The organism is Desulfocurvus sp. DL1XJH-121, assembly GCF_054819825.1.
The window spans coordinates 245,737-259,461 of sequence record NZ_JBTVWW010000001.1; the positions used below are offsets into that span (position 1 = coordinate 245,737).

Annotated in this window: 11 protein-coding genes; 3 read left to right on the forward strand and 8 right to left on the reverse strand. The window is 65.6% G+C overall.

Annotated elements, in window-relative coordinates:
- Positions 1–184: 184 nt before the first annotated feature.
- Both ACYYG1_RS01155 and ACYYG1_RS01160 read right to left on the reverse strand, forming a co-directional pair.
- On the reverse strand, positions 185–1,315 hold the full coding sequence (locus ACYYG1_RS01155) for a glycosyltransferase (protein ID WP_461208431.1): 1,131 nt from the start codon (positions 1,313–1,315) through the stop codon (positions 185–187).
- Positions 1,312–2,559, reverse strand: coding sequence for a glycosyltransferase (locus ACYYG1_RS01160; RefSeq protein WP_461208432.1), 1,248 nt, complete (start codon positions 2,557–2,559; stop codon positions 1,312–1,314). Before ACYYG1_RS01160 ends, ACYYG1_RS01155 begins: the two co-directional genes overlap by 4 nt.
- Here ACYYG1_RS01160 and ACYYG1_RS01165 point away from each other — a divergent pair.
- Entirely contained in the window at positions 2,550–3,749 is a 1,200-nt protein-coding gene (locus tag ACYYG1_RS01165) for an MFS transporter (protein ID WP_461208433.1), read from the forward strand. The genes ACYYG1_RS01160 and ACYYG1_RS01165 overlap by 10 nt on opposite strands.
- Before the next feature lie 96 nt (positions 3,750–3,845).
- Here ACYYG1_RS01165 and ACYYG1_RS01170 read toward each other — a convergent pair whose 3' ends face one another.
- The 3 genes from ACYYG1_RS01170 to ACYYG1_RS01180 all read right to left on the reverse strand — a co-directional run bounded on the left by ACYYG1_RS01170 (position 3,846) and on the right by ACYYG1_RS01180 (position 7,992).
- Positions 3,846–5,414, reverse strand: a complete 1,569-nt coding sequence (locus ACYYG1_RS01170; RefSeq protein ID WP_461208434.1) for a Gfo/Idh/MocA family oxidoreductase — start codon at positions 5,412–5,414, stop codon at positions 3,846–3,848.
- Positions 5,415–5,544: 130 nt separating this feature from the next.
- Positions 5,545–6,684, reverse strand: coding sequence for an AI-2E family transporter (locus ACYYG1_RS01175; RefSeq protein ID WP_461208435.1), 1,140 nt, complete (start codon positions 6,682–6,684; stop codon positions 5,545–5,547).
- 72 nt (positions 6,685–6,756) lie between these two features.
- The gene (locus ACYYG1_RS01180; protein ID WP_461208436.1) at positions 6,757–7,992 is read right to left on the reverse strand and encodes a glycosyltransferase family 4 protein; all 1,236 of its coding nucleotides are present in this window, start codon (positions 7,990–7,992) and stop codon (positions 6,757–6,759) included.
- A gap of 175 nt (positions 7,993–8,167) precedes the next feature.
- On the opposite strand from ACYYG1_RS01180, the gene ACYYG1_RS01185 reads away from it, so the two are divergent.
- Together ACYYG1_RS01185 and ACYYG1_RS01190 are read left to right on the forward strand one after the other, a co-directional pair.
- Positions 8,168–9,631, forward strand: a complete 1,464-nt coding sequence (locus ACYYG1_RS01185) for an MBOAT family O-acyltransferase (RefSeq protein ID WP_461208437.1) — start codon at positions 8,168–8,170, stop codon at positions 9,629–9,631.
- Between the two features lie 7 nt (positions 9,632–9,638).
- Positions 9,639–10,787 carry an SGNH/GDSL hydrolase family protein gene (locus ACYYG1_RS01190; RefSeq protein WP_461208438.1) on the forward strand — a complete coding sequence of 383 codons (1,149 nt, stop codon included), beginning with the start codon at positions 9,639–9,641 and terminating at the stop codon, positions 10,785–10,787.
- Here the strand turns inward: ACYYG1_RS01190 and ACYYG1_RS01195 are convergent.
- The 3 genes from ACYYG1_RS01195 to ACYYG1_RS01205 all read right to left on the reverse strand — a co-directional run bounded on the left by ACYYG1_RS01195 (position 10,784) and on the right by ACYYG1_RS01205 (position 13,719).
- Positions 10,784–11,506 (reverse strand): WbqC family protein, encoded by a 723-nt coding sequence (locus ACYYG1_RS01195; protein ID WP_461208439.1) that lies wholly within the window; start codon positions 11,504–11,506, stop codon positions 10,784–10,786. The genes ACYYG1_RS01190 and ACYYG1_RS01195 overlap by 4 nt on opposite strands.
- 135 nt (positions 11,507–11,641) lie before the next feature.
- Complete coding sequence (locus ACYYG1_RS01200; RefSeq protein WP_461208440.1) at positions 11,642–12,088, reverse strand: GNAT family N-acetyltransferase; 447 nt, start codon at positions 12,086–12,088, stop codon at positions 11,642–11,644.
- A gap of 14 nt (positions 12,089–12,102) precedes the next feature.
- Positions 12,103–13,719, reverse strand: coding sequence for an asparagine synthase-related protein (locus tag ACYYG1_RS01205; RefSeq protein ID WP_461208441.1), 1,617 nt, complete (start codon positions 13,717–13,719; stop codon positions 12,103–12,105).
- Positions 13,720–13,725: the final 6 nt, after the last annotated feature.

Consider the following 13,725-nt stretch of genomic DNA (forward strand, 5'->3'; position numbering starts at 1 on the left):
TCAGGAAAGGGTTCCTGTGTGTTTGACCACCATGTAGCACAGCCCGTGCCAAAGAAAGAAATTAAGCTTTTCAAAGAAGTTGCCTAAACACAACTCCTACAGCCCGCACCCACTTGTGCAATGCACAGCACAACATGGATTGCACATTTGTGCAAGTGTATTCACCAATTTTCCCGGACGCGCGTCATGCGGTGAGGCTGCGGTACAGATCCTGGTAGCGCGCGGCCACGGCCGCCAGGGAGTAGCGCTCCTGGATGCGCCTGCGGGCAGCCGCGCCCAGGGCGGCGCGCTCGTCCGGGGCCATGCCCAGGAGCCGCAGCAGCCCCCCGGCCAGGGCCCTGGGGTCGCGCGGAGGCACCACTACGCCCGTATCGCCCACCACAGCGGCCGAATCGCCGGTATCCGTGACCACGCAGGGCACGCCGCAGGCCATGGCCTCGCCCACCACGTTGGGGAAGCCCTCGCCGTAGGCCGAGGACAGGACGCTCACGTCCAGGGCGGCGGCCACGCGGGGCATATCCTGGCGCGGCCCCAGGAGATGCACGTTGCTGCGCAGGCCCAGGCTATCCACCAGGGAACGCAGGGGGGCGTTCTCGTCGTCCACCCCGCTGCCGCAGAGCGCCAGGTGCACCGAGGGCATGTCCGCCAGCAGTTCGGCCGTAGCGTGCAGCAGGGTGGCGTGGTCCTTCTGGGGGTCGAAGCGCGCGGCCATGCCCACCAAGGGCGCGTCCGCCGGGATGTTCAGCTCGGCCCGCAGCCAGGCCCCGGCCCGGGGATCGGGCACGAAGCACCCAAGGTCGAAACCGTTGGGAATGACCTCGAAACGCCGGGGCCAGTAGCCCATGTCGTGATGCACGGCCACGGCGTTGGACGAGTTGGCCACCACGGCCGCGGGCAGGCGCGAGAGCCGGGCGTTGAGGCGCACCACCAGCCGCGTGAGGCGGCCGGAATGGGAAAAGTCCATGTTCGAGCAGCGCAGGTTCCAGACCACCGTGCCCTGGCGGGCCAGAGCCGAGGCGGCCAAGCCCAGCAGGTCCGCGTGATAGAGCCAGGTCTGGACCACGTCCGGCCGTTCGCGGCGCAGGATTCCGGCCAGCCGGAACAGGGCCATGGGATTGGCCGTGCCGCGCGAAAGCCCCAGGCTCGTCACGGGCACCCCCGCCGCGCGCACCGCAACCTCCAGCGGCCCGGGCTCCAGCAGGCAGACCACGTGGGACTCGAATTCCGCGCGGTCCATGGCGCCCACGAGCTTGGCCAGCATGGCCTCGGCGCCGCCCGTGTTCAGGCCGGTGATGACGTGCAGAACCCGGATCACGGCCGCCCTCCCGCGCGCGAGGCCACGGCTTCCTCCAGCAGGTCGGCGTACCGCCCGGCGATGGCCCGGACCCCGTAGCGCTCCGTCACCGTGGCGCGCACGGCCTCGGGCCCCGGGCGGACCCGGGCGTACTTCTCCAGGCCCCGGGCCAAAGCGGCCACGTCGCCCTCGGGTACCAGCCAGCCGTTCACACCGGGGCGCATGATCTCCGAAAGCCCCCCGGGGCAGTCGAAGGCCAGGACCGGGGTTCCGCAGGCCTGGGCCTCCAGGACCACGTTGGGAAAGCCTTCGAACCGGGAGCTGAGCACGAAGAGGTCCGCGGCCCGCATCCAGGGATAGGGGTTCTCCTGGAAGCCGGCCAGGGTCACGCGGTCCATAAGCCCCAGCTGAGCGCACAGGGCCAACAGGTTCTCCCGCTCCGGGCCCTGGCCCAGGATGGTCAGGTGCAGGGCCGGGTTCCGGGTGCGGGCCAGGGCCGCGAGCAGCAGGTCGAAGCCCTTCTGGGGCATGAGCTTGCCCGCGGCCAGCAGGTTCACGCGCCCGGGCGGCAGGCCGTGGGCGCCCTGGTCCGCGCGGGCCAGCACGGCGTCCACGTCCACGGGGTTGTTCAGCACCCGGGCCCGGGACTCGGGCAGCCCGAAATTGTCCACCATGTCCCGCAGCATGTCCCGGGACTGGCAGACCACGCGGTCGAAACGCGGATACAAACGGCGGTAGAGGAAAGGCATCAGCCTGGGCCAGGGGCATCCGGCCAGGTGCCGGGAGGGGATGTTGGTCTCGCGGCCCACCAGGGCGGTCATCCCGGGCAAGAGGCCGCGCACCAGGGCCAGGAGCACGTTCACGTAGCCCAGGGTGCTGAGGACCACGTGGGGCCGCTCGCGCCTCGCCAGGCGCACCAGCCCGGGCAGCATGCGCCGCGCGCGCGCCCCCCCCAGCTCGCGCACGGGCACGTCCGGGGGCACCAGGGAAACCAGCGGCCCCGTGGCCGCGCCCACGGCCAGGGTCGGCGCGAAGCGCTCGCGGTCAAGATGCGTGAGCAGGGTCAGCATCACGCGTTCGGCCCCCCCGGAATTCAACGCGGGCAAAACGAATAGACTACGAATAGTTCCCACTGCGCATGTGTGCCCCAATTCCCGGCCGCAGTAAAGCCCGGGCCGGGGATTGCCCTCGGGCGCGACCCGGGGTATGAGCAGCGCTGCCCCACGAAACCCGACCCGCCCGGAGCGGACACGACATGAGCGCATCCCACGGGCTCGCCGACGACGCCCCCCTCGCCCTGCGCCGGGCCCTGCCCTGCCTGCTGATCTTCGCCGGGCTGTTCTTCGTGAACTTCCTGACCAGGGTTTCCCTGGCTCCGTTCCTGCCGCACATCGAGGCCGAGTTCGACCTCAGCCACGCGCAGTCCGGGGCCCTGTTCTTCTACGTCTGCACGGGCACCAGCGTGTCCATGCTCCTCTCGGGCCTGTTCGCCCGGGCTCTGGGCCACCGGCGGACCATCCTCGTCTCCACCGTGGGCATCGGCCTGGGGCTGGTGGGCGTGTCCCTGTCCTCGTCCCTGTCCCTGATCCATACGATGCTGGTGGCCACGGGCCTGGCCGCGGGCCTGTACTTCCCCTCGGCCATCGCCTCCATCACCGCCCTGCTCACGCCCCGGCACTGGGGCCGGGGGCTGGCCATCCACGAACTGGCACCCAACTCGGCCTTCGTGGCCGCACCGGCCCTGGCCGCGCTTCTGGAGGGCGTGGTCCCCTGGCGCACGGTCTTCGCCGGGCTTGGCGCCGCGGCCCTGGCCATGGGTCTGCTCTTCGCCCTGCGCGGCAGGGGCGGAAACTTCCGGGGCCAGGCCCCGCGCCTGGGGGTGATTCTGGGCCAGGTGCTCAGGCGGCCCGCCTTCTGGGTGCTCACGGCCCTGTTCGCCCTGGCCTCGGCCGCGAGCTTCGGGCCCTACAGCATGCTGTCGCTGTACTTCACGGACGAGGTGGGCATGGACGTGGAATGGGCCAACGCCGTGCTCACGGCCTCGCGCCTCAGCGGGCCGATCCTGGTGCTCATGGCCGGGCACATCGTGGACGGGCTGGGCGCGCGGGGCACCGTGGCCCTGGCCTTGGGCGGGGCCGGGGCGCTCACCGCGCTGCTGGGCCTTTTGCCCGGCTGGGGCATGACCACAGCGGCCATCCTGCAGCCCGCCATGGCGGCGGCCTTCTTCCCGGCCGGGCTCACGGCCGCGTCCATGGTCTTCCCCAAGGACATCCGCAACATCGCCGTGTCCCTCATCGTGCCCTCGTCGGTCTTCGTGGGCTCGGGGCTCACGCCCCCGGCCCTGGGTTGGTTCGGGGACCGGGGCGACTTCGCCACGGGCTTCGTCTGCCTGGGGGGCCTGGTGGTCACGGGCGCGGTCCTGGCCTGGGTCCTGCCCAAGGACGACGCCCGGTAGCGGCCCGAAGCCTCTCCGCCCCAGACAACAAAAAACCGCCCCACGCGAACGTCTCGCGCGGGGCGGTTGTCGTTTCTGTCGGATGCGGCCCCGAACCTATTCCTTGGGGGCCAGGCCGTTCCCGGCGGTCTCGTACTCCTGGCCGCAGGCCGGGCAGGCCAGGTCCGGGCCCAGCTTCTCGCCGCAGGCGCAGACCCAGCCCATGGGCCGGGCCGGGTTGCCCGCCACCAGGGCGTGGTCCGGCACGTCGCGGGTGACCACGGCGCCAGCGCCAACGAAGGCGTAGCGGCCCACGGTGTGCCCGCAGACGATGGTGCTGTTGGCCCCCAGGGTCGCCCCCTTCCGGATCAGGGTGGGCCGGACCTCGTCCATGCGCCGAATGTGCGCGCGGGGATTGTAGACGTTGGTGAAGACCATGGACGGCCCGCAGAACACGTGGTCCTCCAGGGTCACGCCCTTGTACACCGAGACGTTGTTCTGGATCTTGCAGCCATCGCCCACCACGGCGTCGGGCCCCACGACCACGTTCTGGCCCACGGTGCAGTTCTCGCCGATGACCGAGCCGCCCAGCACGTGGGCGAAATGCCAGATCTTGGAGCCCGCACCCACCCGGGCGCCCTCCTCCACCACGGCGGTTTCGTGCACGAAAGCGCCGACGGCCTTGGGCGCGGCCGGGGCGGCAGCCGGGCGCACCTCGCAGCCCTTGTCCATGGAGCGCTGGGCCGCGTTGAGCACGGACAGCACCCTGAGGCCCTCGGCCCCGTCGGTGACGGGCTCGCAGCCCCCGTCCATGCACTTCAGGAAATGCTCGCATTCCGCGCGCAAGGGCTCGGCCTGGGGGATGTCCAGGCGCTCGGCCTCGGCCTTCACGGGCACGGGCATGTTGCGCTCCCAGTTGATCTGGTGGGCATAGAGCAGCAGCTTGTCCGCCCAGGGCAGGGTGTCGTCGAACACGGCCATCTTCCTCTCGCCCACCACCACGAGCTTCTGCTCCTTGAAGGGGTGCAGCCAGGACACGAAGATATGGGCCTTGCAGCCCGAGGCGAAGTCCAGATGCGTGGTGGTCACGTCGGCGATGTCCCGGTGCAGGTAGTTGCCGCCCGTGGCCAGGACGCGCTCGGGCATCTCCCCGGCCAGGGACAGGATCATGGAAATGTCGTGGGGCGCGAAGGACCAGAGGGCGTTCTCCTCGCGCCGGATCTTGCCCAGGTTCAGGCGGTTGGAATAGATGTAGTCGATACGGCCCAGCTCGCCCGCCGCCGCCATCTCCTTGAGGCGCACAAACACCGGGTGGTAGTGCAGGAGATGCCCCACCATGAGCGTCAAGCCGCGCGACTCGGCCAGGGCGATGAGCTCCGCGCCCTCGGCCTCGTCCAGCACCAGGGGCTTTTCCACGTACACGTGGCGGCCCGCCAGGAGCGCCTCCTTGGCGATGGCGTAGTGCGTCTCGGCCGGGGTGGCCACCACCACGCCGCGGATCTCGTCGCGGGACAGGACCTCGGTCACGGCCAGGCAGGTGTCCGTGTCCGGATAGATGGTCCGGAAATGGTCCAGGGTGGCCTCGCTGCGGTCGCAGATCAGCCCCAGGCACCCCAAGGCGTGGTAGTTTCTGAGCAGATTCTTGCCCCAATAGCCCGAGCCGATGACCGCTATGTCCTTGTGCACGACAACACCCTTTCGTTTTTGGCGTTGTTGACGACGGCGGGCCGAACCCGCCCAAAGGGGGTTGGATACTGGTTGCGGCGGCGCAGGGCAAGCCCGGCGCACGGTGCGCGAAACGTCCCGCGCGGCGGGGCTACTCTGCGCCGTCCTCCGGGTCCGGCTCCGTGACCAGGGGCGGGATCTCGCGCGGCGCGGTGGCCAGTTGGTCGTTGTACTCTTCCCCGTAGATGCGCAGCATGACCATGGCGAAGGACAGGATCAACGGCCCGTAGAGCAGGCCCGCGGGCCCGAAGACCTGGATGCCCCCGATCACGGAAAGGAAGATGTAGAGAAGCGGCATGCCCGCGGCCTCGCGCATGAAATACGGGCGCAGGAAGGTGTCGATGCTGGTCACGCCCAGGCCGCACCACAGGCCCAGGAACAGGGCGGCCTTCCACTTGGCCATGAGCAGCAGGTAGATCAGCGCCGGGGCCCAGACCAGGCCCGTGCCCACCACGGGCACCAGGGAGGTGAAGCCCATCATGGTGCCCCAGAACAGGGGCGGAATGCCCACGAAGGACAGGCCCACGCCGCCCGCGATGCCCTGCAGCAGGGCCACCAGCAGGCCCCCCACCAGCACGGCGCGGGACACGTTGCGCAGGCTGGCGATGATGATGTCCTCCTGCTCCTCGTGCAGGGGCGAAAGGTACTTCAAATAGGCGATGATCCGCTTGCCGTCCTTGAGCAGGAAAAACAGGATGAAAAGCATGATAAAGAAGTCCATGAGCACGGTCACGGCGTTGCCCAGGATGCTGGTGCTCATGGAGACCATGGTCTGGCCCACGTTGCGCGAGAACTGCACCAGCCCGGACTGGAAGTCGATGGTGCTGAAGTCCATGTAGGGCATCTTGTCCTGCAGCCAGGCCAGAACAGCGTCCAGCCGGGCCTTGGTCACCAACTGCTGGAAATCCGGGCTCTTCAGCCAATTGGTGAACTCGGCGATGGACGTGGCCGCCTGGGAGACCAGGCCCGTGAGAAAAAAGATCGTGGGCAGGAACACGCAAAAGACCACGATGAGCAGCACGATGACCGCCGCGGGCGTTTCCCGCCCTCCGAGTTTCGCGGCGATGCGCGTGAACAGCGGATAGAAAATGGCCGCCAGCACCGCCGAAAGCACGATGGGCGTGAGGAACGGGCTGAAGACCATGTAGGCCAGATACATGGCGAACAGGATCAGCGCCGCCAGGGTCAGTTTGTACATCCGGCCGGTGGGCTGGGGTTGATTCGGGTTCAAGCGCCTCTCCAGGGCCAGCGTTTCGCCCCAGCGCGCATGGGCTGCGCGGGGGCACGTTGCGCGGACTATAGGTCAATCCCGCGCGGGAGAAAAGGGGCTGCGTCCTGCGGCGCGAGCCGCGTCCTCCCAGACGCGCACGAGGTCCGCCGCGCGGGACGGGCCGTGGCAGAGATCGGCCACGCGCTCGCGGGCGGCCCGGGCCAGCTTTGCCGTACGGCCGGGATCGTCGGCCAGGGCGGCGATGTCCCGGGCCATGGCCCCGGAATCGAAATCCTCACCGTGGGGATAGAGAAACCCCGTCTCCCCGGGGGTGACGAAGGTGTCCATGGTGCCGCAGGCCAGCACGGGCAGGCCCATGCCCAGGGCCTCCAAGATATCCCGTCCCCAGGGATTGTCCTCCCGGGACGGCTTGGCCAGCACCGAGGCCGCGGCCAACACCCGTTCCGGCTCGGAAACATGCCCCAGGAACAGGAACATGTCCCCCACGCCGGTTTGCGTAGCATAATCCGCAAGATCGCCGCCCCGCGCCGCCGTGCGGCCCAGTTCCCCGGGCAGGGAACGGGACAGGGCAGTCTTGCCCGCCATTACGAACCGCACGTCCGCACGGCCCATGCCCTTGAGGGCCCGGGCCACATCCACCAGCCGGTCAATCCCGCGCAACCAGGAATAATTGGACAGGCAGGCCACGGTGAAACGCCCGTCCCGGGGAACGGCTCCGTGTGCTGCGGGGCGCTCGGCGGGCAACTCGGCCACGTTGAAGATGACATTGCCCCCAGGGTCGCTGCCGCAGAGCCGGGCCACGTTTTCCCGCTCGCGTCCAGTGATGAAGACCTGGCCTTGGCAGGCAGCCACCGCAATGCGCGCCTGTCGGCGCGCGAACCAGGAATTCCAGATCTGGGTACGGTGGTGCATGACCAGGGCCGCTTTCGTGTGGAGGCGCAGCCAGCGGGCCAAAAGATACAAGGCCTCGTGGTTGCAATGCACCACGTCGAAACGCCCGCTGGCCTCCCGGGCCAGGCGGGCGCGAAAGTCCCGGGCTCGCCAAAACTCCAGGCAATGCCGGGTGTGGACAAAGAGGCTGCGTGAAAACCGGGGCAGGGAGCTGACTTTGGGCATGTCCGGCTCCACGCGCACGGGGATGCCCAACTCCCGGTACAGGGCCTGGACAGGCCCCTCGCGCTTGCACCAGACCTCCGGTGCGGCCAGGGAACGGTCCACGTGCTTCAGGAGATAATACAGGCTGCGCGACGAGCCTCCGTAGCCGCCTTCGATGTCCAGGCACAGGACGCGCAGTGGGCTCTTTTCCATCCCGAAATTCTCCACAAAAACAATTATTGGAGCCGAAACGGCCCCGGCGTGAGCACGGTGCCAGACTCCCCGCCCGGAGGCAAGACCCTTCCTTGACGCCGCCTTCCGGGTAGACGTATATCTACTTCGCATTTCGCACCCCCGGAGCAGACATCCATCCCCCGGAGCGTTCCCCTTGCTATTCAGTTCCAAGGAATTCATCCTGGTATTCTTGCCGCTGCTCTACGTTGCATACTTCGGCCTGGTGGCACGCCGATACGTCGTGGGAGCCAAGACGCTTCTGGTGGGGGGGTCCCTGTTCTTCTACAGTTGGTGGAACCCCGTCCATCTGCCACTCATTCTGGGGTCCGTGCTGTTCAACTTCGCCGTGGGCTCCATGCTCGGCAACTCGGCCGGGAGCGATGCGACGAAGCGTCGCACCGTGCTCGGCCTGGGCATCGCGGCCAACCTGGGGCTGCTGGCCTATTTCAAGTACTTCAATTTCTTCATCGATAATGTAAATACCCTGGCCAACCTCGAGTGGGCCAATCCCCCCATAATCCTGCCGCTGGCCATCAGCTTTTTCACTTTCCAGCAAATCGCCTATCTCGTGGACAGCTACCAGGGCCAGACCCGCGAATATGACTTCATGAACTACACATTGTTCGTAACCTTCTTTCCACAACTAATCTCCGGCCCCATCGTACACCACAAGGAGATGATGCCTCAGTTCCGGCGTGTGCGGAATCTAGTTCCTGACCAGGCCAACCTGGCAACGGGACTTCTGTACTTCGCCATCGGCTTGTTCAAAAAAGTCGCCGTGGCCGACACCCTCGCGACATGGGCTACCGCCGGATTCGACAGCGCCCCATCCCTGACCTTCGTGGAAGCATGGCTGACCAGCCTCAGCTATTCCGGACAGTTGTACTTCGACTTCAGCGGCTACATGGACATGGCCCTGGGCGCGGCGCTGATGTTCAACATCCGCCTGCCCATCAACTTCGATTCCCCGTACAAGGCCACGGACATCCAGGACTTCTGGCGACGCTGGCACATCACCCTGTCACGATTTCTGCGCGACTACATCTACATTCCCCTGGGCGGCAACCGGAAAGGCGACGGCCGGGCCCTGGCCAACGTACTCGTCACCTTCCTGCTCGGCGGGTTGTGGCACGGCGCGGGCTGGAACTTCATCTTCTGGGGCCTGCTGCACGGCGCGGCGCTCATCGGCCTGCGCCTATGGAAACGCGGGGGGTACGTCCTGCCGCCCCTGCTGGGTTGGTTCCTGACCTTCAACTTCGTCAACGTGGCCTGGGTCTTTTTCCGGGCGACCACTTGGGGCGACGCCCTGAAGGTCCTCAAGGGCATGGTGGGACTGTCGGGAATTTCCGTTCCCGGATTCGTCTTGGCCCGCTTGCCCTGGCTCGCGGACTGGGGCATCAGGGCCGACGGGATGTTGACGGACATCAACGGAGGCCTGGACACCATACTCTGGGTCACGGGTTCGCTAGGCATCGCGTTCTTGTGCCGCAACAGCCACGACATGGCCGCAGACATGCGTTCCCGCCCCGTCTCCTACGCCGTTCCAGCCGCCTGCCTCTTCGCCTACGGCCTGCTCTGCCTGAACCAAGCAAGCGAATTTTTATATTTCAACTTCTAGGAAGTCCATGCAGTCATCTCGGACCTTCATTCGCCTGTTCGCGGGGCTTACCCTGATCCTGACCCTCGCCGCCGCGGGGCTCAACATCTATGCGGACCCTTTCGGGGTCTGGCGGCCCCACGGCGAGCATGGAATCACCCCCGGTGAAAATCATTTCGAATATCTGTTCAAGCCGTATTCTGCCGTAGCACTGCGTCCCAAGGTCGTCCTGCTGGGGAACTCACGCGTTTCCTGGGGACTCCCCGCAGAATTCTCCGGCTACAGGCGCGGGGAGGTCTACAATCTCGGCGTGACCGGTGCCACCCTGCAGGAAATACACGCCTATCTGGACTACTCTCTACGGACATTCGCCCCGGAAAAAATCATCATCGGCCTGTCCTACGAGATGTTCACAGACGCTGAAAACGGATTCAGGGAAATGTTCCCTCACGACATGCTCGATCGAGGGAACGGGCCTTTACTCTTCGTGGACAAGATCTTCGATGCCGCCCTCTCAAGCACGGTCCTCAAGCACAGCCTGATCCAATTATCCGGAAATAAAGACGACAAATACGAATATGGCCTACGACAATGGAAGACAGGAGAGAGAACAGCCTTCGACGCCGAAGACCGCCACGAGAACCAGGTCGGCCTACGGGCCATGTATTCCAACACCCATGCGACACTGTTTAAAGGCGAACGGCTGAATGAAGTGGACACGATGGAAAGGAAATGCCGGGCAGCCGGAACGCGGATGCTGCTGTTCATCGAACCGCGCAACGTCTTCGCCTGGATCAGCTATGAACGCCGCAAGATGCTGGGCTCATTCATGGAATGGAAACGGGCTCTGACGAGGATATCCCCTGTCTACGACTTCACAGCTCTGAACCAGACAACTCTCGCCTTCCGTCCCCAGGATTTCTACGAACTGTCGCACTTCACCCCGGCCTACGGAAAACGCCTGCTGCGGCGCATGGACGGAACGGACAACGGATTTGGCGATCTGCTCACCGCCGACAACGTGGACGGCATGCTGAAGACACAACAAACGGCCTACGCCGCCTATCGGACATCGGCCCACTACCGGGTATTCAGGGAATACAATCCCGAAGCCTTCGAGCGACTCATGGACGGCGAGGTTCCCAACACCGACCCATCGCCCCAAGCGGGGAACTAGCCCCCGACGATCACCCGTCCGGCCTCCGCCCCCAGGTTGAACAACGCGTCCAGCACCGAGATTCCCGGGACGAATTCATGCCCGTGCAGGTGCTTCCACGGGGGGATGGCGTAGTCCTGGTATTCCAACTGGATACCGGCACGGAGGAACCGCCCTTCATCCACCGTCTTCATGGTGCCCTTGCCCGCGCCGGTGAAATACCGGGTCCCACCCGCCTTTTTCACCAGTTCGACAACATAATCATGAAGAGAAGCACCGTCATAGGGCGCCAAGGCGGATGCGCGGACAATGCGCGTACCGAGCCCGAGGGCTTCGGACAAGCGCTCCAGGATGCGGCAATGGATGTCCGCCAGCCCGGTCAGACTCTCCGGCCCCAAACACTCCTCCACGAACGTCAAGGCCCAATCGAGATGCGGAGCACGGCGATAGGCGTTGAGCAGCTTGTCCAAATGCTTCTGCTTCCAGTCTGAGTCAGGCAGGTGCACATCCATGATGGGACGCATGGCGCTCTTTTCCTTGCCTGCCGGGATGGTCAGCCACTTTTCGCCGCCCTCATCCAGATACTTGGTCCGCAGTTCCTTGCACTTGCCGCGCGGTAGTTGCACCGTGTCATAGGCCACGAACACGTCGGCCACAGCCAGCTTGTTCATATAGGGAATCCAAGGGAAATAATGCGGCTGATGAATTGCGACTATCAAACTAAAGCTCCACGGGCACAAGGTGGGTGACCCGGCCCTCTAAGGTTGGAGAGGCAAGGCTGCCGGGCGCTGGCGCATCAGCGACAAAACAGGCTATAATACAAAGACAAAAACCCCAATGGCATAACGGACAGCCACCGGAAAATTCGTTTTCCTTCATCCCGCCGGAACAAGGATCTTGGCCATGTGTCGGTACGGGGCATTTTGCCCCACGACCCCGAAACCGGCCCGCTCGTAAAACGCCCGAACACGATCATTGTCGGCCCGATACTTCAGGGACAGCACCTTTGCTCCGGCCCTTCGGCTCCTGGCTTCGACCTCCGCCAGCATGAGCCCCCCCAATCCTTCCCCTCTGCAATCGCTGCGAAGCATGAAATGATGCAGATGCACGGTTCGGGAATCCTTGTTCGAGAGCACGGCATACCCCACAAGGTCCGAATTCAAAAAAACAGCAAAAGACAAATCCCATTTACCTGGAAGATCCCGCAAAAAATTGTCGCGGGTCCAATACTCATCGGACTGATCCGCCGCAACGGCCAGCAACTTCTGCAGACTCTCCTCGACCGTCTCCACCGAAAGAGTCTCGAACCGCGCCGTCTTCATCACAAGCCCCTCTCTCAGAAGTTCAAGGCATGCCGCGTCGCCAGATTCAAATTCTCCCCAACCCAATCTTCCACGAACAGCGCCAGCACATTGCGGGCCTGATTGGCATCGCGCAGGAAACGGCCCAGGTGGTAGGAGCGCCATTGGAAGCCGTAGTGCCCGAACCAGCGGGCGTGCCGGTACCAGGCGTCCTTGGCCCCGCGCCCGAACAGGCCCGCGATCTGGGCGGCGGCGAACAGGACAACGCTGGCCCCCGGCCAATGCGAGACTACGGGTTCCCGCCCGGAGAACAGGCCCCGGTAATCCCAACGGCGCAGATAATCCCTGTGCAGGCCGCGCCCCAGGCGATATTCCACAGGCACGCGAGGCCAGAAGTCGTTCCACTCAGCCTCCCACAGGGGCAGCCGCCAGTCCAGACCGAGGAAATCGTAAATGCGTTGTCCGTTGACCACATACTTGGACTGGCGCTCCTGCCATTCCCAGCAATCGTGCAACACGGCGAGGCGGGCAGGGGTGTCCGGGTCCGGGTCGATTGCCGCCAGTGCCCCCTGCATCTTTGCCCGCAGGCGGGCCGTGTTCCCCGGGGTGAGCATGTCGCGCCACAGGGCGAAATGCTTGGCGAGCAAAAGCTCGAACACATCGCCCAGGCAGGCATCCGCCTCAGTCAGGGCGCGCGGGATATGTGCCCCGCAGCTGAAATCCCCGGACTGGCCATTGATGAGTACCGCATTCCCGGGCAACCCGCCCTCGTCACGCAGCTTCAGCAGCGGCACGATGTCCTGTGGATTGGGCACCGAGGCAAGGCCGTCGCAAAAGTTCCAATACTCCCGGCGCAGGGAGGATTCGTGGAAAGCCCGCATGTCCGGCCCGGAAATGGGCACAAACCGCCACGGCACTCCCAGGGTTTCGGCCACCTTGCGGGCGTGGGCCGCCTCGTGATTGCCGGGGGTGCCATAGGAAAAGGTACGGATGTCGTCGTACCCGCGTTCCACCAACTTGGCCGCCACCAGCCGCGAATCCAGACCGGCGGACAGTGGCAGCAGCGCGGGACGCCCGTCGAGGTCCTGCACCAATCGGTCGAACACGGCGTCCGTGGCCAAGCCCAGCCGCTCCACCAAGCCATCCCTGCCGTCCTCCAGAAATTCCCGGGTATGGAAGAGGTAATAACGGAAGACTTCGCCACCGCCGCCTTCGGACCACAGCAGGGCCTCACCCGCCTGCAACTGATGAAGCCCCCGGATCACGGTGCCACCGGCAGTGACGAAGCCGGACATCAAAAATTCCAGCACGCCGGTCTCGTCCATACCGCTCAGCCCGGCGGCGTCGCGCACCGCACGCGCGCAGCCCGAGAGATGCAGTTCGTCCACGGTCTCGGCGTACAGCAGCGGATAGGCCCGCGCCTCGTCCACAGCAACGAGACCCCAGCCATCGCCCAGCAGGGCCACGGCGAAATGCCCGGGCAGGCCGCGCAGGGCCTGGGCCGCCTCGGCCCGTCGTGGTGCGCGTCCCGATGGCAAGGTGTCCAACAGGGCGCGGACCGATCCCTCGCGCCCGGCATACCAAACGACGAGGCCGTCGCGGTGGAGAGTGCTCCACTCGCCACGGCCCGCCTCATGAAAACGGATGGCCATGACCTT

Excerpts from the sequence above, each read along its gene's own strand:
- ACYYG1_RS01165 (WP_461208433.1), top strand. The coding sequence starts at position 2,550 with ATGAGCGCATCCCACGGGCTCGCCGACGACGCCCCCCTCGCCCTGCGC.
- ACYYG1_RS01190 (WP_461208438.1), top strand. The coding sequence starts at position 9,639 with ATGCAGTCATCTCGGACCTTCATTCGCCTGTTCGCGGGGCTTACCCTG.
- ACYYG1_RS01160 (WP_461208432.1), bottom strand. The coding sequence starts at position 2,559 with ATGCGCTCATGTCGTGTCCGCTCCGGGCGGGTCGGGTTTCGTGGGGCA.
- ACYYG1_RS01205 (WP_461208441.1), bottom strand. The coding sequence starts at position 13,719 with ATGGCCATCCGTTTTCATGAGGCGGGCCGTGGCGAGTGGAGCACTCTC.
- ACYYG1_RS01180 (WP_461208436.1), bottom strand. The coding sequence starts at position 7,992 with ATGGAAAAGAGCCCACTGCGCGTCCTGTGCCTGGACATCGAAGGCGGC.
- ACYYG1_RS01200 (WP_461208440.1), bottom strand. The coding sequence starts at position 12,088 with ATGAAGACGGCGCGGTTCGAGACTCTTTCGGTGGAGACGGTCGAGGAG.